Origin of the sequence: Burkholderia guangdongensis (assembly GCF_013403875.1) — a bacterium.
Lineage (GTDB): Bacteria > Pseudomonadota > Gammaproteobacteria > Burkholderiales > Burkholderiaceae > Burkholderia > Burkholderia guangdongensis.
In genome coordinates this window covers 82373-99844 of record NZ_JACBNX010000016.1, presented here as the reverse complement: position 1 = coordinate 99844, position 17472 = coordinate 82373, and the positions used below count along the sequence as shown (strand labels likewise).

Here is a 17472-nt window from a genome sequence, read left to right as displayed (position 1 = left end):
AACGCGGACGGGGCGCTTGCGGGCGCCCCTCGCGTACAGACACGACCGCCGACGGGAGACACCATGACGCGTTCAAGCATCGTTTCGACGTGCACGTTGCCGGGGGCCGGCCATGATTGATCTCGCGAGCGGCCCGCAGATCTTCGCGGTCGGCGCGACGGCGGTCGGCGCGCTGTCCGGCGCGCTGTTCGCGGTCGAGCGCCGCTTCGGCCTGAGCGGCGTGTTCTGCCTCACGCTCAGCACCGGCGTCAGCGGCAGCATGATGCGCGACCTGCTGCTGCAGAGCGGGCCGTCGGTGATCCTGACCGACTACATCTACCTGCTGACCGTGCTGATCTGCGCAACGATCGGCTTCTTCTTCTCGACCGTGATCCGCTGGGTGCATCCGCTGCTCGTCGTGTTCGACGCGCTGTCGATCGGCTTCTTCGCGGTCGTCGGCGCGTCGAAGGCATTGCACGCGGGGCTCGGCCCGCTCGCCGCGATCCTCGTCGGCACGATCAACGCGATCGGCGGCTGGGTGCTGCGCGACATCCTCGCCGGCGATCAGCCGCAGCTCGTGCAGCCGGGGCCCGTCTACGCGATCGCCGCCGGCATCGCGAGCGTACTCCACGTCGGGCTCGTTGCGGGCGCGCACGTCGCCGACGCGCTCGCCGCGCCGGTGACGATCGGCGCCGGCTTCGCGATCCGGATGGCCGCGCTGCGCTTCGGCTGGAACGCGCCGGTGCCGATCGATCTGACGCCGCGCATTCGACGCGCGAAATCGCCGGAAAAATCGCGCTGACCTTTCACGCAGGCGGTCGGACGGCGTAATGGAATCCGATAGCTGCAACTATTGGGATGAGTAATAGTTGCGCAAAAATCAGTATCTTGAATGCTTTTGCCTGCCAGATGCGCGGGCGTGTTCCACACGCGATGCTTAACAAATTGAGCACGGCGATGATCCAGATCGCACCGCTCGGATCGTCCGTCAGAACTGAAAAAAGCGCTTGAATGTTTGTGCTCAACGATTGAACTCCATGAAGTTCCAGCGGTAGAGGTCAAAGAATTTCAGATAGTCCGACTCACTGTTGCCCGTCACATCATTTCGGTAATTCCACTTGGCCCCATCCCTCGTAAAGCGCCCTGTTTCGATGGGGAGCCCCGCATATGCGGCCTGTTGTGGGTCAGCAGCGTTCCTCCCGCGCAGTTTATTGAACCATGTAATTGGCCTATGGATCGTACTGTCTGAATTGCCCTGATATATTTCAATGGACGAGGATGACGTCATGGTAGCCAGTTGAATATGGTGCGCAGCACCGCCCGAATGGCGGCCCTTCCAATCGTGCGCCAAGGCCAGAATATCGCCTGGCAACAATGCTTCCGGTCCACTCAAGGAAACAGTGTTTGTTGTGATACGTTGCATGTCCGGTGCGCCATAGGTCAATTCAACCATATCGACAAATCCGTACATGGTCGAATCATACCGTTCATGTTCAGGTTGACCATGGACCTCCACATTCCGGTAAGTCCGCACTCCCGTTTCCAGCTTCAGTGGCAGTCCTCTTGAGGAGGCGAACTGGACAAGCACCCGAATGGCAAAATCTTCGCAAGTGAAACGATTTTCTTTGACGCTGCCTTGCCGGTCCCAATACTGCTCCTGACGAATTTGCTTCGCCAGTCGCGGCACTGCATCCTGATATCCGGCAATCTCAGCATCGCTCCATTTCCGAGTAGTTTTCCAAAAGGTCTTGAACCTGACGGTGACCGGCTTAGGTGATGTGTCACTAGTCGGGGTGGTCGTCTTTGTGGCAATTAACTGATACCGCGTACCATCGGGGCCAATATGAATCGGTTCAGGCGTTGTCATGGGTTAACATAGATGTTGGTGTCTTTGGCGCGAGCAACGGACGATAATAAATGCGTATGCCCATTGGCATACAGTTGATGGGCCGGGGGCCACTGGGCGATTCCACGCATCATGTCCTGCCGCTCACCCTGCAAGAAACACGTGGATGTCTTCAGTCGCATCAACTGCTGAAAGCAGATGCGTGTGTCCGTTCCCGTCTGCCTCTCCGTATTCGAAAGTACCGGTTTCACGGCGCAGCGCGTAGGCGGCATATGCAAGCGCACGCCCATCGACACTTCGTAGAGTGAACCTCTCGTCATAGGCGACGGCCATTGCGATGGTTCCTGCCGCTGCTGCCAACTGAGACGGACTCTTGCTGGCAAACCCCGGTTTTGCGATATTGCTTTCCAGATGGTCCTCGAACATTTTGTTCTGCGATGCAATCATGCGAGGAGACGGTTCGCAACCGCACACACAGATGTCGTCATCCAGCGCGGGTTGTTTGCCCATGGAGGTATCGGGATACCGCGGCCCCTGACCAACGATTACGCCCGTCTGTTTGCATACTGGACATACGACCTTCGCACCGAGGAAGGTCAACGGAACGCCGTCAAGAGTATCGTCGGGGATACCCTCGATCACGACGCCGCCGCTGGTCGAGTTGTCGTTCTCTCTCAGGTTGTATCGCCTCATGGCCGTTAAGTCTCCTTGCTTCATATGCCGAGGGGGATGCCACGCGCACTTGCCGCATCTGCATGCCTACATGCCTACATGCAATCGGGCGTCGTGGTTGATCAACAAATGAAACGCCCGGATATCTGCGCCAAGCGCGAACGGCATGAGTATCCATATCTACCTTCATGATGGCTTGAGCCTGATCAATAAATCAGGATAACGAAGGTCGGACGATGCGCTTTTGCGGTGAACTCGGTTCGATAAGTTACCTTCGCGAGCCGTATCCGTTTCTCACCCAATCGGCACCGGCGCGTTCCAGCCGAAGCGCAGCGCGGCCATCCGGATCGACTCGCCGAGCGTAGGGTGCGGATGGATCGTCTTGCTCGGAAGTCAAAGGCCCGTGCGCCGAGGTCAAATCCTCGCGCACGAAGGCCGGAGACCCATGTGCCGAGCCCGGAGGCCCGTGCGTCGAGGTCAAACCCTCGTGTACACGGAGGTCGGAGGCCCGTGCGCGGAAGTCAAATCCTCGTGATCGAGGGTCAGAGCCTCGAATACGGCGCTCAGACCGCCATGAGCGGCGCCCAGAGGCCCGAGTTCGGCGGTCAAACCTTCATGCCCCGCGCTCAGCAGTCCGAGCACCGCGAGCCAACCGTCACGCGTCGCCGTCCGGCGCGGCGCTCCATATCGAAACCCCACCTCCTTCCCTCCCCACCACCGCCATAACCGGGATTTCCCTAGGCTGACATTTTCCTCTAGTCGGGTTTAAATAAATCAACTTGATTTAATTAATGGCGCAGACGAGCGGCGCCGCCCGGAGGAGACATCATGAGAAGTCCGCACATCGGCCAGGGCAGCAACTCGGTCAACGTGCGCCGCTACAACGAGCGCCTGCTGCTCAAGGCGCTGCGGCGCGCGGGCAGCGCGTCGAAGGCCGACCTCGCCCGCCTCGCGAACCTGACCGGCACCGCAGTCGGCAGCATCATCACGTCGCTCGCCGACGCGAAGCTGATCGAGTTCACCGGCCGGCGCGTCGAAGGCCAGCGCGGCCAGCCGGCGTCGCTGATCCGCCTCGACCCGCGCGGCGCGTTCGGCATCGGCGTGCGCCTCGACCGGATGCGCATCGAGACCGCGCTCGTGAACTTCGCCGGCGACGTGATCGCCCGCCGCTCGCACGACACGCTCCTCCCCCCGCCCGCCGCCGTGCTCGAGATCGTCCGCCGCGACATCGACGAGATGCGGCAGCTGCTGCCGTTGCACGAGCGCGAGCGCCTCGCCGGCGTCGGCGTCGCGCAGCCGTTCAACCTCGGCGCGTGGCTGCGCGAGCTCGGCCTGCCGGTCGACGCGTTCCGCGCGTGGGCCGAAGTCGACTTCGCGGCCGAGCTCGGCCGCGCGATCGATCTGCCCGTGTTCAGCGAGAACGACGGCAACGCGGCCGCGATCGCCGAGCTGTTCTACGGCTGCGGCCGCCAGTGCGACGATTTCGTCTACCTGTTTCTCGGGCCGGTGATCGGCGGCGGGATCGCGGTCGATGGCGACTGCCTGCGCGGCCGCACCGGCAACGCCGGCGACTTCGCGGTGATGCCGGTGCTGCCGAGCCGCCTGCCGTCCGCGCCCGCGCCGCTCGCCGCGTGGGACATCCTGCTGACCCGCACGTCGCTGAGCTCGCTGATCCGCCATCTGCGCTACTGCGGCGAGACGGTCGATACCCGCGCGGAACTCGAAGCGTGCATCGCGCGCGGCGTGCCGGCCGTCGACGAATGGATCGACGACTGCGTCGACGCGCTCGCGTCCGCGCTGCGCGCGGTGCTGTCGGTGCTCGATTCGCCGGTCGTCGTGCTCGACGCGGATACCGACGCGGGCCTGCTCGACACGCTGATGGCGCGCCTGTCCACCGCGCTCGCGGCGATCACCCCGGAAGCCCGCGGCACGCCGACGTTCGTGCGCGGCTCGTTCGGCCCGGACGCCGGCGCGATCGGCGCCGCGACGCTCCCGATGTTCTTCAACTTCTCCCCGCGCGCCGGCATCCTGAAGGGCGCAAGCGTGGATACGCAGGAGGTCACCTATGTCTCGTTCTGAGTCGTCACGTCCACTGCTCGAGATGCGCGGGATCAGCAAGACGTTCCCCGCCGTGCGCGCGCTCGACGACGTGCGCCTGACCGTCTACCCCGGCGAAGTGCATTCGCTGATGGGCGAGAACGGCGCCGGCAAGTCGACGCTGATGAAGATCCTGTCCGGCGCCTATCAGGCCGACCCGGGCGGGCAGATCCTGATCGACGGCCAGCCGATCGTCGTCGACGGCCCGCTCGCCGCGCGCGACGCCGGCGTCGCGGTGATCTATCAGGAGCTCAGCCTCGCGCCGAACCTGACCGTCGCCGAGAACATCTACGTCGGCCGCGAGCTGCGCCGTGGCGGCGCGCGCTGGGGCACGATCGACCGCGCGGCGATGGCGCAGGGCTGCCGGGACGTGCTGGACCGCCTCGGCGCGAGCTTCGGCCCGCACACGCTGGTCGGCTCGCTGTCGATCGCCGAGCAGCAACTGGTCGAGATCGCGCGCGCGGTCCATACGAAAGCGCGGATCCTCGTGATGGACGAGCCGACGACGCCGCTGTCGTCGCGCGAGACCGAGCACCTGTTCGCGCTGATCCGCCAGCTTCGCGAGGAAGGCCTCGCGATCATCTACATCAGCCACCGGATGGCCGAGATCTACGAACTGTCCGACCGCGTGTCGGTGCTGCGCGACGGCACGTACGTCGGCACGCTCGAACGCGAATCGCTGTCGGCCGAGCGGCTCGTGTCGATGATGGTCGGCCGCGACATTTCGGGGTTCTACAAGAAGGAGCACGCGCCGTACGATCCGGGCCACCTGCTGCTGTCCGTGCGCGACGTCGCCGACGCCGGCCGCGTGCGCGGCTGCAGCCTCGACCTGCACGCGGGCGAGGTGCTCGGCATCGCGGGGCTCGTCGGCGCGGGCCGCACCGAGCTCGCGCGGCTGATCTTCGGCGCCGAGCCACGCACGCGCGGCGACGTGAAGATCGGCGACAAGACGTTCGGCGCGCACTCGCCGCGCGAGTCGATCGACGCGGGCCTCGTGTATCTGACCGAAGACCGCAAGCGCCAGGGCCTGTTCCTCGACATGAGCGTGCTTGACAACATCAACATCTCGGTGGCGAGCCGCGATGCGCGCGGCGGCGTGCTCGACCTCGGGCGCGGCGCGGAGCGTGCGCGCGATTCGATCGCGTCGCTGTCGATTCGCGTGCCGAACGCGAACGTGAACGTCGGCGCGCTGTCCGGCGGCAACCAGCAGAAGGTGCTGCTGTCGCGGCTGCTCGAAACGAAGCCGCGCGTGCTGATTCTCGACGAGCCGACGCGCGGCGTCGACATCGGCGCGAAATCCGAAATCTACCGAATCATCAATGCGCTCGCGAACTCGGGCGTCGGCGTGATCGTGATCTCGAGCGAGCTGCCCGAGATCATCGGCGTCGCCGACCGCGTGCTCGTGATGCGCGAAGGCAGGATCGCCGGCGAGCTCGGCGGACATAGCGGCGAGCCGATTTCACAGGAGGCGATCATCGCACTCGCCACCGGTTCGCAAACCGAGCGGGCACCGACGCACTGAGCACTGAGCACTGAGCGCTGATCCCCGCCGACGATTAGTCATCCCACATTCAGGATACCGACATGAACCAGACCCAACCGCGCGACGTCGCCACCGCGCCCGCCACGCCGGAACTCGCGCAGAAAGCGCGCCGCGCCGAAAAACGCGCCCGCATGCAGTCGCTGATGCGCACCGCCGGCATGCTGCCCGTGCTCGTGCTGCTCTGCATCGGCTTCGGCTTCATGACCGACGGCTTCGCGTCACTGCAGAACCTGTCGATCGTCGCCCAGCAGGCGTCGATCAACATCGTCCTCGCCGCCGGCATGACCTTCGTGATCCTTACCGGCGGCATCGACCTGTCCGTCGGCTCCGTCCTCGCCGCGGCCGCCGTCGGCGCGCTGATCGCGTCCAACATCCCCGGCCTCGGCTGGCTCGGCATCCCCGTCGCGCTGGCGATCGGCCTCGTGTTCGGCCTCGTCAACGGCGCGCTGATCTCGTTCCTGCGCCTGCCGCCGTTCATCGTCACGCTCGGCGCACTCACCGCCGTGCGCGGCATCGCCCGCCTGATGGGCAACGACACCACCATCTTCAATCCGCAGCTGCCGTTCGCGTTCATCGGCAACGGCTCGATCCTCGGCGTGCCCTGGCTCGTCGTGATCGCGCTCGTCGTCGTCGCCGTGTCCTGGTTCATCCTGCGCCGCACCGTGCTCGGCATGCGCATCTACTCGGTCGGCGGCAACCCCGAGGCCGCCCGCCTGTCGGGCATCAACGTGCGCGGCATCGAGCTGTTCGTCTACGCCGCGTCGGGCCTGCTCGCCGGCCTCGGCGCGCTGATGTCCGCCGCCCGCCTCTACGCGGCCAACGGCCTGCAGCTCGGCCAGTCGTACGAGCTCGACGCGATCGCCGCGGTGATTCTCGGCGGCACCAGCTTCGTCGGCGGCGTCGGCTCGATCGTCGGCACGCTCGTCGGCGCGCTCATCATCGCGGTGCTGTCCAACGGCCTCGTGCTGCTCGGCGTGTCCGACATCTGGCAATACATCATCAAGGGCCTCGTGATCATCGGCGCCGTCGCGCTCGATCGCTACCGCCAGAGCGGCGCCCGCACCTGAGCATCATCGCCATCCCGTCGCACCCCTCGAAATATTACGAAATCCTGACGTTCGGCGCGCATGCCGGTCCTCGTGCGCGCCGCCTTCCCGGACCCAACGGAGACAACACGACATGTTCCAGATCAAGAGCAAAGCCCTTCAGACCACCCTCGCCTGCGCGCTGGCCTTCGCGGCCTGCGCCGCGCACGCGGCGGACAAGCAGCTGAAATCGATCGGCGTCACGGTCGGCTCGCTCGGCAACCCGTACTTCGTGACGGTCGTCAAGGGCGCCGAGGCCCAGGCCAAGGCGCTCAATCCGAACGCGAAGGTGGTCGCGGTGTCGGCCGATTACGATCTGAACAAGCAGTTCACGCAGATCGACAACTTCATCTCCGCGCACGTCGACATGATCCTGCTGAACGCGGCCGATCCGAAGGCGATCGCGCCGGCCGTGAAGAAGGCGCAGGCGGCCGGCATCCCGGTGATCGCGGTGGACGTCGCCGCGGCCGGCGCCGACGCGACCGTGCAGACCAACAACGTGAAGGCCGGGCAGATTTCCTGCGAGTTCCTCGCGAAGAAGATCGGCGGCAAAGGCAACGTGATCATCGAGAACGGCCCGCAGGTGTCGGCGGTGGTCGACCGCGTGAACGGCTGCAAGGCGGTGCTCGCGAAGAACCCGGGGATCAAGATCCTGTCGGCCGACCAGGACGGCAAGGGCTCGCGCGAAGGCGGGATGGCCGCGATGCAGGGCTACCTGACGCGCTTTCCGAAGCTCGATGGCCTGTTCACGATCAACGATCCGCAGGCGGTCGGCAGCGACCTCGCGGCGAAGCAGCTCAATCGCGCGAACATCGTGATCACGTCGGTCGACGGTGCGCCGGACATCGAAACCGCGCTGAAGTCGAACACGCTGGTGCAGGCGTCGGCGAGCCAGGATCCGTTCGCGATGGCGAAGGAAGCGGTCACCGTCGGCTACGGGATCATGAACGGCAAGAAGCCCGCGAACCCGATGATCCTGCTCGACCCGCTGCTCGTCACCCGCGACAACGTGAGCGGCTACAAGGGCTGGGGCTCGCACTGAGCGTTGCACCGATCCCGCGCTGATCCCGCATTGATCCGCTTCGACCTCATCCTGGCTGAACGACCATGACCTCATTGACACGGACGCCCGCGTGGCGGGCCCTCGCCGACCATCGCGACGCGCTGGCCGGCATCTCGATCCGCGCGCTGTTCGAGCGCGATCCCGAACGCGCGGCGCGCTTCTCACTCGACGCGGCCGGGCTCTTCGTCGACTACTCGAAGAACCCGGTCGATGCCGACACGATCGCGCGGCTCGTCGCGCTCGCCCGCGAGGCCGGCGTCGATAAGCATCGCGACGCGATGTTCGCCGGCGAGCGGATCAACCGCACCGAGCAACGCGCGGTGCTGCACGTCGCGCTGCGCGATCGCTCGGGCGCGCAGCGCATCGTCGACGGCGTCGACCACGTCGACGTATGGCCGCAGGTCGCGGCCGTGCTCGCCAGGATGCGCACGTTCTCCGACGCCGTCCGCTCGGGCGCGTGGCGCGGCCACACCGGCCGCGAGATCACCGACGTCGTGAACATCGGCATCGGCGGCTCGGACCTCGGCCCGAAGATGGTCTGCGAGGCGCTGAAGCCTTACGCGCACGAACGGCTCACGATGCACTTCGTGTCGAACGTCGACGGCGCGGACATCGCCGAAGTGCTGAAACGCGCGAACCCGGAGACGACGCTGTTCATCGTATCGTCGAAGACGTTCACGACGCGCGAGACGCTCGCGAACGCGCACACCGCGCGCGCGTGGCTGCTCGCGTCCGGCGCACCGGAAGCGGCGATCGCGAAGCATTTCGCCGCGGTGTCGACGAACGCGGACGCGGTCGCGACGTTCGGCATCGACACCGCGAACATGTTCGAGTTCTGGGACTGGGTCGGCGGCCGCTATTCGCTGTGGTCGGCGATCGGGCTGCCGATCGCGATCATGGCCGGGATGGACGCGTTCGAACAGCTGCTCGACGGCGCGCACGCGATGGACCGCCATTTCGCGGACGCGCCGCTCGAGCGCAACCTGCCGGTGCTGCTCGCGATGATCGGCATCTGGCATCAGAACTTCCTCGGCGCGACGAGCCAGCTGATCGCGCCGTACGACAACTATCTGCACCGCTTGCCCGCGTATCTGCAGCAGCTCGACATGGAGAGCAACGGCAAGTCGGTGACGCTCGGCGGCGAGCGCGTCGACTACGCGACGGGCCCGGTGATCTGGGGCGAGCCCGGCACGAACGGCCAGCACGCGTTCTTCCAGCTGCTGCACCAGGGCACCGCGATCATCCCGACCGACTTCATCGTCTGCATGCGGCCGCATCACACGCTCGACGCGCACCACGACATCCTGGTCGCGAACTGCTTCGCGCAGTCCGAGGCGCTGATGAACGGATCGCGCTCGGTCGACGAGCCGCACCGCAACTTCGAAGGCAACCGGCCGACGAACACGATCTGCATCGACATGCTCGACCCGGCGTCGCTCGGCGCGCTGATCGCGCTGTACGAGCACAAGGTGTTCGTGCAGGGCGTCGTGTGGCAAATCAACTCGTTCGACCAGTGGGGCGTCGAGCTCGGCAAGAAGCTCGCGGTCGCGATCGAGCGGGAGCTGGCCGCGCCGGGCCCGGTGAGCTCGCACGACGGCTCGACGAATCAGTTGATCAACCGTTACAACGCGCGGCGCCGCGCCGCAACCTGACAATCAGGACTGCACGATGAACCTCCCCCGACTGGTCATATTCGGCGAAGCGCTGACCGACTTCATCCGCGACGACGCCAATCACTGGCATAGCCTCGCCGGCGGCTCGTGCTGGAACGTCGCGCGCGTCGGCGCGCGCCTCGGCGTGCCGACCGGCTTCGCCGGCACCGTGAGCCGCGACGTGTTCGGCGACGAACTGATGCAGCAGAGCGCGGAGGCCGGCCTCGACATGCGCTTCACGCGACAGGTCGACCGGGCGCCGTTCCTCGCGATGGTCGTATCGAAACAGCCGCCGCAGTATTTCTTCATCGGCGAGAACAGCGCGGACCTCGCGTTCGACCCGGCCGCACTGCCGGCCGGCTGGCTCGACACCGTCGAGATCGTCCACTTCGGCTCGCTCGGCGTCGTGCGCGAACCGCTCGCGTCCCGGCTGATCGACGTCGCGAAGGCCGCGCGCGCGGCCGGCAAGCGCATCTCGTTCGACCCGAACTTCCGCGCGCCGATGGCCGATCCGGCGTATCGCGACACGCTGCGCACGATGGCCGGCCTCGCGGACTACCTGAAGGTGTCCGACGAAGATCTGACCGGCCTGTTCCCGGAGCTCGACGAAGCCGCCGCGCTCGCGCAGATCCGCGCGTGGGCGCCGCAGGCCGCGGTGCTCGTCACGCGCGGCGCGGCCGGGATGGAACTGCTCGTCGGCGACCAGACCGTGTTCCAGCCCGGCTTCGAGGTGACGGTCGCCGACACGGTCGGCTGCGGCGACTCGTGCGTCGGCAGCTGGATGGCGAGCCTGCTGATGCGCCCCGACGCGCCGGCGGCCGCCCATTTGCGCTTCGCGGCCGCGTGCGCGGCGGTCGTCGCGTCGCGCGCCGGCGCGTATGCGCCGACGGTCGCCGAAGTGAACGCGATGATCGACGCGCACGCGGCCGGGCAGCCGCGATGAGCACGCCGACGCCCTTCTCCGCGCGCGACGCGTTCGCGTTCGTGCTGTTCGGCGGCACCGGCGATCTCGCGATGCGCAAGATCCTGCCGGCGCTCTACACCGCGCACCGCGACGGCCTGCTCGCGCCCGAAGGCCGCATCGTCGGCGTCGCGATGACGCCGCTCGATCGCGACGGCTATCTGCGCTGGGTCGACGAATCGGTGCGCCCGCACGTGAAGGACGCGCAGTTCGACGACGACGCGTGGCGCGGCTTCATCGAGCGGCTCGCGTACGTCGAGCTCGACGCGAGCCAGCCCGGCGCGTTCGCGCGCCTCGGCGACGCGCTCGTGCACGTGCCGGGCCGCCGCATCTTCTATCTCGCGACCGGGCCGTCGCTGTTCGTGCCGATCTGCCGCGCGCTGTCGGAAGCGGGCCTCGCGCCGGCGTCGTCGCGCGTCGTGCTCGAGAAGCCGCTCGGCTACGACCTTGCATCGTCGGCCGCGATCAACGATGCGGTCGGCGCGATCTTCGCCGAGGAGCAGATCTACCGGATCGACCATTACCTCGGCAAGGAAGCGGTGCAGAACCTGTTCGCGCTGCGCTTCGGCAACGTGATGTTCGAGCCGCTGTGGCGCCGCGAATGGATCGACAACATCCAGATCACGGTCGCGGAGGAGCTCGGCGTCGGCGGGCGCGGCGCGTTCTACGACCACACCGGCGCGCTGCGCGACATGGTGCAGAACCATCTGCTGCAGTTGCTCGCGATCGTCGCGATGGAGCCGCCGCAGTCGATGGCCGCCGATGCGGTGCGCGACGAGAAGCTGCGCGTGTTGCGCGCGCTGAAGCCGCTGCCCGAGGATGCGCTGCACCAGAGCGTCGTGCGCGGCCAGTACCGCGCGGGCGCGATCCGCGGCCACGCGGTGCCCGGCTATCTCGACGAATCCGGCATCGCACCCGACAGCACGACCGAGACGTTCATCGCGCTGAAGGCCGAAGTCGACAACTGGCGCTGGGCCGGCGTGCCGTTCTTTCTGCGCACCGGCAAGCGGCTCGCGGAGCGCGTCGCGGAGATCGTCGTCACGTTCCGGCCGGTGCCGCATTCGGCGCTCGGGCCCGCCGCGCTGCGCTCGGGCTCGAACCGGCTGACGATCCGGCTGCAGCCGGACGAATCGATCCGGATGAGCGCGCTCGCGAAGCAACCGGGGCTCGGGATGACGCTACAAGGCGTGTACCTCGATCTCGCGTTCGACCGCTTCTTCCAGCAGGACCGGATGGAGGCGTATCAGCGCCTGTTGCTCGACGTGATCGCGGGCCGGCTCGCGCTGTTCGTGCGCCGCGACGAGCAGGAAGCGGCGTGGCGCTGGGTCGCGCCGATTCTCGGCGTGGACAGCGCGCCGAAGCCGTATGCGGCGGGCAACTGGGGGCCGGCGCAGGCGAGCGCGCTGCTCGCACGGCACGACACGTGCTGGCGCGAAGAGGAAAACTGAGTGGATACAACCTGGCATCTCGAATGGGCGCACGGCGCGTGCGACGTCCACGCGAACGGCGGCATGCTCGGCGGCGTCGCGTTCGCGCTCGGCGGCCGCACGATCCGGCCGTTTTACGAAGCACCGTGGCTCGACCGGCCGGAGCCGCAACCCGCGGGCCTGCTCGGCGTGATGCGCAGCGAGTTCCCGTGCGTGCCGTTCGGCGTGCCGTATGCGCGTGCCGCGCTACCGGACGACGGCCTGCCGGGCGGCTGGCGCGACGCGGTCGTCACGCCGATCGACGCGCGCGATGCCGCGCACGACGCGAGCGACGACCTGCAGCACGGCTACGGCTGCACCGGCGCGTGGACGCTCATGCGGCAGAGCGCGCACGAGATCGAGATCGCACTCGACTATCCCGAGGGCTCGCCGATCAGGCGGCTCACGCGAATCGTGCGCGCGGACCCGTCGTGCGCGGCACTCGACGTCGTGCTGCGGATCGACGCGCGCGCCGCCGCGCGCCGCCCCGTCGGCCTGCATCCGAACCTCGCGCTGCCGGCGCTCACCGGCGCGTTCCGGATCGAGCCGGGTGCGTTCGCATTCGGGATGGTCCATCCGGGCGGCCCCGAGCCCGGCGTGTCGCGTGCGCTCGCGGGCGCGACGTTCGACTCGCTCGGCAGCGTGCCGTTGCGCGGCGGCGGCACCGGCGCGTTCGACCGCCTGCCGCTTGCGGATGCGACCGAGGAAATCGTGCAGCTTTGCGGGATCGACGGCACCGTCACGCTGGCCGACGACGCCGCACGCACCCGCTATCGCCTGACCTGGGATGCCGACGCGCTGCCGTCGCTGCTGCTGTGGATCAGCAACCGCGGCCGCACGCATGCGCCGTGGAACGGCCGCAATCTGTGCGTCGGCGTCGAGCCGGTCGCGGCCGCGTTCGAACTCGGCTGCGCGGCGTCGCTCGCGCCAAATCCGATCGACGCGCGCGGCGTGCGCACCGCGCTCGCGCTGAGCCCGGGCGCGCCGACCGAAATCGCGTACCGGTTCGAGGTGCTCGACGCGCGCTGAGCGGCACGCGTCACGTCAAGGCTTCACATCAGTGCGTCACATCAAGCCGCCGCACCGCCGCCCACCCCGCCCGCCCCGATCGTCTGCAGGCCTTCGTCGACGCTGAGCTCGGACATCGCGTCCGCACGCAGCGTGTCGTCGGCGGCGCGCTTCAGCGCGTTCAGCGCGTGCTGCTTCATCCGCACCAGCGCGAGACGCTGGCCGCGCGCCGAGCATTCGGCCGCGAACGTTTTCAGCGATTCGATCGTCGTGCCGTCGACGTCGGGCGTCTCCTCGAGGCTCAGCATCACGGTATGCGTATCCGGCGTCGCCTTCAGCAGCGCGCGCACGCGATTGAGCATCTTGTCCGCGTTCGCGAAAAAGAGCTGGGCCTCGGGCCGCACGATCAGCACGCCGGGAATCGCCTTCGCGTCCGCGTGATGCGACACGTCGACGAAGTCGTGGCTGTCGCGCAGCCGGCCGAGCACGCTGACGTTCGGCTCCGACAGCTTGCGCAGCGTGACGAGCAGGCTCACGCCGATCGCGGCGAGCAGCCCCTGCAGCACACCGAGCACGAGCACCGCGAGCAGCGCGGCGGCGACGATGAGGCGGTCGCGCCGCCAGGTCCAGTACGGCCGGAACACCGACGGATGCAGCGAATGGCTGACCGCGAAGATCACGATCGCCGCGAGCACCGGCTCCGGCGTGCGGGCGAGCTGCGGCAGCAGCAGCCACACGATCAGCGCGATCACGCCCGCCGCCCACAGCGCGGAGAAACGGCTCTGCGCGCCGGCCGCCTCGTTCGCGGACGTCGCCGAATAGCCGGCACCGACCGGCATCCCGTGCAGCAGCCCGGACACGAGGTTCGCGCAGCCGAGCGCGACGAGATCGCGGTTCGGAGACACGGTGTCGCCGTGCTTCAGCGCGAAGTTGCGGATCGAGCCGTACGACTCCGCGTAGAGAATCAGCATCAGCGCGACCGCGAGCTCGGCCGTCTGCAGCCACGCGTTGCGGTCGAGCCGCGGCAGGTCGAACGACAGGTTCTGGAGGTCGATATGCCCGACGATCGCGATTCCGTAGTGCTGCCAGTCGAGCACGTAGCCGAGCGCGATCGACAGCACGATCACGACGAGCGTCGCCGGCACGCGCTTGCTGCGCCCGAGCAGGAACAGCAGCGCGAGCGCGCTGGCGCCGAGCGCGAGGCTCGCGACGTTCGCCTGCGCGGCGCCCTGCACGATGTCGAGCACGATGTGCGGCGTGTCGCTGTGCCTGACATGGATCTCGAGGATCTTCGGCAACTCCTTGATCGCGATCGTGACCGCGAGCCCGAACGCGAAGCCGCGCAGCACCGGCCGCGCGATGAAGTCCGACATCCCGCCGAGCCGCAGCAGCCCCGCGACGATGAACAGCACGCCGGTCGCCGCGACCATCGCGGCCGCGAGCGCGAGCTGCGCGGCGGGCCCGATCCCGGATTCGGCGAACACCGTCGCCGCGAGCACCGCGGCCGACGACGACGTCGACGACACGATCGCGAACCGGCTGCTGCCCGTCAGCGCATAGACGACGAGGCCCGACAGCAGCGCGATCAGGCCGGCCTGCGGCGGCAGGTTCGCGAGCCCCGCATACGCGACGGCTTCCGGGATCAGCAGCCCGGCGATCGATACGCCGGCGAGCGCGTCGCGGCCGGCGCGCTGCCGCGGCGGCACGGGCGGCGCATCGAGCGCCGCAAAATGCTCGGCGCGCTGCGGGCCGGCATCCGGATGGGGCGTGGGGGCGGGCATCGGCGCGCGTCCGTTATGGTTTCGCGGCGATCACGCCCGACCAGCCGGGCAGATAGCGCGCGTCCTGCTCGTGCGCGTGGGAAAGCGCGGTCTGGAGCGCCTTGTCGAAGTTCTTGCGGATCGCGTCGAGCGTCACGCGCTGACGCAGGAAGTCGGCCCACAGGAATTCGCTGAACGGCGTGGCATCCTTCGCGTAGCCGCCCGCGCCGCGCAGCTCGCCCGCGAGGCTCCGGTACGGATCGTCCTCGAGACCGGTCAACAGCTTCGGCAGCTTCGCGTAGTCACGGCGCGAGCCATCGGCGCCGAACGGATGCACCCACTGGTTGTGCTCCATCATCCGCCAGAAGATCGTCTCGTCGAGCCACGACAGATCCTTGATCAGCATCGCGTTGACGTCGCTCTCGCCCTCCTCGATCAGCGCGAGCCCGAGGTGGTGATGATCGGTGATGAAGTGCTGCCCGCCGGGCCCGAGCACGGCCGGGAACCAGTGCGACTCGATCGCGGCCTTGCGCGCCTTCTTGTCGAGCGCCTTCCAGTGCTTGCGCTTCGCCTTCACCTCGCGATAGCCGACCGTCATCTGGGTCGGGCGCAGCGTGTCGAGCCTGACGGGAATCAGGTGGACGTCGGTGCCGAATGTCATGGAATCGCTCCGTAGTCGTCAAAAGTCACGCAACGATACCCCGGAAAGCGTTCGCCGTTAAGCCCGCGCACGCGGCGGCCGACGATTTCCGGCGCGGGCGCGTCGAACGATCGGCGCGGGACGATGCGCGCGCAACTTTTTTCGCGCATGCGCGACACACGTCGACAAAACGGCTACGCGCGTCGCGACCCTAGGGATTTTTCCCGATGCGCGACGCGAAGCGCAGCGCCACACGACGCGTCGCGGCGGCGTACACTCGTTGATACGCCGTCCGCGCCGTGCGCCCGACGGGCGGCGCGCATGCGGTCCGTCATGGCGCGCGCCACCGAGGAGACGCCTGCGATGAGCTGGACCCGAGAGCAACGCAACGTGACGATCGCCGCCTATCTGGGCTGGACGCTCGACGCGTTCGACTTCTTCCTGATGGTCTTCGTGCTGAAGGATATCGCCGCCGAGTTCGACACGAAGATTTCCGATGTCACGGTCGCGATCTTGCTGACGCTCGCGATGCGCCCGCTCGGCGCGCTGATCTTCGGCCGCCTGGCGGACCGCTTCGGCCGCCGTCCGACGCTGATGATCAATATCGCGTGCTACTCGCTGCTCGAGCTCGCGTCGGGCTTCGCGCCGAACCTCGCGTCGCTGCTCGTGCTGCGCACGCTGTTCGGCGTCGCGATGGGCGGCGAATGGGGCGTCGGCTCCGCGCTGACGATGGAGACCGTGCCGACGCATTCGCGCGGGATCGTGTCCGGACTGCTGCAGGCCGGCTATCCGAGCGGCTACCTGGTCGCGTCGGTCGTATTCGGCCTCCTCTACCAGTACATCGGCTGGCGCGGGATGTTCATGGTCGGCGTGCTGCCCGCGCTGCTGATCCTCTACATCCGCTCGAAGGTGCCGGAGTCGCCCGCCTTCGTGCAGATGGAAAAGCGTCCGCGCCCGAGCCTCGCGGCGACGCTGAAAGGCAACTGGAAGCTGACGATCTACGCGGTCGTGCTGATGACCGCGTTCAATTTCTTCTCGCACGGCACGCAGGACATGTATCCGACGTTCCTGCGCGAGCAGCACCACTTCGACGCGCATACGGTATCGCTGCTCACGATCGTGCTGAACGTCGGCGCGATCGTCGGCGGGCTGGCGTTCGGGCATATCTCGGAGCGAATCGGCCGCCGCCGCGCGATCTTCATCGCGGCGCTGATCGCGCTGCCGGTGCTGCCGCTGTGGGCGTTCTCGAGCGGCGCGTTCGCGCTCGCCGCCGGTGCGTTCCTGATGCAGATCTCGGTACAGGGCGCGTGGGGCGTGATTCCGGTGCACCTGAACGAGATCTCGCCGGATGAGGTGCGCGCGACGTTCCCCGGCTTCGTGTACCAGCTCGGCAATCTGCTGGCGTCCGGCAACGCGACGATGCAGGCGAAGTTCGCGGAGTCGCACGGCAACGATTACGCGCTCGCGCTGGCGGTCGTCGCCGGCACCGTCGCGATCGTGATCGCGGTCCTGATCCTGTTCAGCCGCGAGCGGCGCGGGGTCGACATGACGCAATCGGTCCGGGCACCCGCCCCCGCGACCTGACGCGTCGCTCTTACGCATCGCAGCATGCCGCGCGGCCCGATTTGCCCGGGCCGCGCGGCAATTTTTTTTGCGGCCGCACATCGATCTAGAGGGTTTGGTCGAGATTCAACGCTTGC

Annotated in this window: 15 protein-coding genes; 10 read left to right on the top strand and 5 right to left on the bottom strand. The window is 67.6% G+C overall.

Annotated elements, in window-relative coordinates:
• Positions 1-112: 112 nt before the first annotated feature.
• Complete coding sequence (locus HZI36_RS16225) at positions 113-781, top strand: trimeric intracellular cation channel family protein (protein WP_179403669.1); 669 nt, start codon at positions 113-115, stop codon at positions 779-781.
• 4 nt (positions 782-785) lie between these two features.
• Here the strand turns inward: HZI36_RS16225 and HZI36_RS16220 are convergent, their stop codons facing one another.
• The 3 genes from HZI36_RS16220 to HZI36_RS16210 form a co-directional block, all read right to left on the bottom strand.
• Entirely contained in the window at positions 786-1004 is a 219-nt protein-coding gene (locus tag HZI36_RS16220) for a hypothetical protein (RefSeq protein WP_179403668.1), read from the bottom strand.
• A complete protein-coding gene (locus HZI36_RS27035) occupies positions 1001-1846 on the bottom strand; it encodes a hypothetical protein (RefSeq protein ID WP_246327102.1) in 846 nt (281 codons plus the stop codon). Before HZI36_RS27035 ends, HZI36_RS16220 begins: the two co-directional genes overlap by 4 nt.
• 123 nt (positions 1847-1969) lie before the next feature.
• The gene (locus tag HZI36_RS16210) at positions 1970-2518 is read right to left on the bottom strand and encodes a PAAR domain-containing protein (protein WP_179403667.1); all 549 of its coding nucleotides are present in this window, start codon (positions 2516-2518) and stop codon (positions 1970-1972) included.
• An 807-nt stretch (positions 2519-3325) separates the two neighbouring features.
• On the opposite strand from HZI36_RS16210, the gene HZI36_RS16205 reads away from it, so the two are divergent.
• The 8 genes from HZI36_RS16205 (at position 3326) to HZI36_RS16170 (ending at position 13393) form a co-directional block, all read left to right on the top strand.
• Complete coding sequence (locus HZI36_RS16205) at positions 3326-4576, top strand: ROK family protein (RefSeq protein WP_179403666.1); 1251 nt, start codon at positions 3326-3328, stop codon at positions 4574-4576.
• Positions 4563-6116: a sugar ABC transporter ATP-binding protein gene (locus tag HZI36_RS16200; RefSeq protein WP_179403665.1), complete on the top strand. Its 1554-nt coding sequence runs from the start codon at positions 4563-4565 to the stop codon at positions 6114-6116. Before HZI36_RS16205 ends, HZI36_RS16200 begins: the two co-directional genes overlap by 14 nt.
• Positions 6117-6178: 62 nt before the next feature.
• A complete protein-coding gene (locus tag HZI36_RS16195) occupies positions 6179-7204 on the top strand; it encodes an ABC transporter permease subunit (RefSeq protein ID WP_179403664.1) in 1026 nt (341 codons plus the stop codon).
• A 112-nt stretch (positions 7205-7316) separates the two neighbouring features.
• A complete protein-coding gene (locus tag HZI36_RS16190; RefSeq protein ID WP_179403663.1) occupies positions 7317-8264 on the top strand; it encodes an ABC transporter substrate-binding protein in 948 nt (315 codons plus the stop codon).
• A 65-nt stretch (positions 8265-8329) separates the two neighbouring features.
• A complete protein-coding gene (gene pgi / locus HZI36_RS16185; RefSeq protein WP_179403662.1) occupies positions 8330-9937 on the top strand; it encodes a glucose-6-phosphate isomerase in 1608 nt (535 codons plus the stop codon).
• Between the two features lie 16 nt (positions 9938-9953).
• Positions 9954-10880, top strand: a complete 927-nt coding sequence (locus tag HZI36_RS16180) for a carbohydrate kinase family protein (protein WP_179403661.1) — start codon at positions 9954-9956, stop codon at positions 10878-10880.
• Positions 10877-12346: a glucose-6-phosphate dehydrogenase gene (gene zwf, locus HZI36_RS16175; RefSeq protein WP_179403660.1), complete on the top strand. Its 1470-nt coding sequence runs from the start codon at positions 10877-10879 to the stop codon at positions 12344-12346. Before HZI36_RS16180 ends, zwf begins: the two co-directional genes overlap by 4 nt.
• Positions 12347-13393, top strand: a complete 1047-nt coding sequence (locus HZI36_RS16170; protein WP_179403659.1) for a hypothetical protein — start codon at positions 12347-12349, stop codon at positions 13391-13393.
• A 41-nt stretch (positions 13394-13434) separates the two neighbouring features.
• On the opposite strand, the gene HZI36_RS16165 is transcribed toward HZI36_RS16170, so the two are convergent.
• Positions 13435-15153 (bottom strand): SulP family inorganic anion transporter, encoded by a 1719-nt coding sequence (locus HZI36_RS16165; protein ID WP_179403658.1) that lies wholly within the window; start codon positions 15151-15153, stop codon positions 13435-13437.
• A gap of 13 nt (positions 15154-15166) precedes the next feature.
• A complete protein-coding gene (locus HZI36_RS16160; protein ID WP_179403657.1) occupies positions 15167-15793 on the bottom strand; it encodes a ParB-like protein in 627 nt (208 codons plus the stop codon).
• A gap of 342 nt (positions 15794-16135) precedes the next feature.
• Between HZI36_RS16160 and HZI36_RS16155 the strand changes: the two genes are divergently transcribed.
• Positions 16136-17356, top strand: coding sequence for an MFS transporter (locus HZI36_RS16155; protein WP_179403656.1), 1221 nt, complete (start codon positions 16136-16138; stop codon positions 17354-17356).
• Positions 17357-17472: the final 116 nt, after the last annotated feature.

Bases quoted from the DNA above. Each gene is read 5' to 3' on its own strand.
- HZI36_RS16205 (WP_179403666.1), top strand. From the start codon at position 3,326: ATGAGAAGTCCGCACATCGGCCAGGGCAGCAACTCGGTCAACGTGCGC.
- HZI36_RS16165 (WP_179403658.1), bottom strand. From the start codon at position 15,153: ATGCCCGCCCCCACGCCCCATCCGGATGCCGGCCCGCAGCGCGCCGAG.
- HZI36_RS16190 (WP_179403663.1), top strand. From the start codon at position 7,317: ATGTTCCAGATCAAGAGCAAAGCCCTTCAGACCACCCTCGCCTGCGCG.
- zwf (WP_179403660.1), top strand. From the start codon at position 10,877: ATGAGCACGCCGACGCCCTTCTCCGCGCGCGACGCGTTCGCGTTCGTG.
- HZI36_RS16195 (WP_179403664.1), top strand. From the start codon at position 6,179: ATGAACCAGACCCAACCGCGCGACGTCGCCACCGCGCCCGCCACGCCG.
- HZI36_RS16210 (WP_179403667.1), bottom strand. From the start codon at position 2,518: ATGAGGCGATACAACCTGAGAGAGAACGACAACTCGACCAGCGGCGGC.
- pgi (WP_179403662.1), top strand. From the start codon at position 8,330: ATGACCTCATTGACACGGACGCCCGCGTGGCGGGCCCTCGCCGACCAT.
- HZI36_RS16155 (WP_179403656.1), top strand. From the start codon at position 16,136: ATGAGCTGGACCCGAGAGCAACGCAACGTGACGATCGCCGCCTATCTG.
- HZI36_RS16225 (WP_179403669.1), top strand. From the start codon at position 113: ATGATTGATCTCGCGAGCGGCCCGCAGATCTTCGCGGTCGGCGCGACG.
- HZI36_RS16180 (WP_179403661.1), top strand. From the start codon at position 9,954: ATGAACCTCCCCCGACTGGTCATATTCGGCGAAGCGCTGACCGACTTC.
- HZI36_RS16160 (WP_179403657.1), bottom strand. From the start codon at position 15,793: ATGACATTCGGCACCGACGTCCACCTGATTCCCGTCAGGCTCGACACG.
- HZI36_RS16200 (WP_179403665.1), top strand. From the start codon at position 4,563: ATGTCTCGTTCTGAGTCGTCACGTCCACTGCTCGAGATGCGCGGGATC.
- HZI36_RS27035 (WP_246327102.1), bottom strand. From the start codon at position 1,846: ATGACAACGCCTGAACCGATTCATATTGGCCCCGATGGTACGCGGTAT.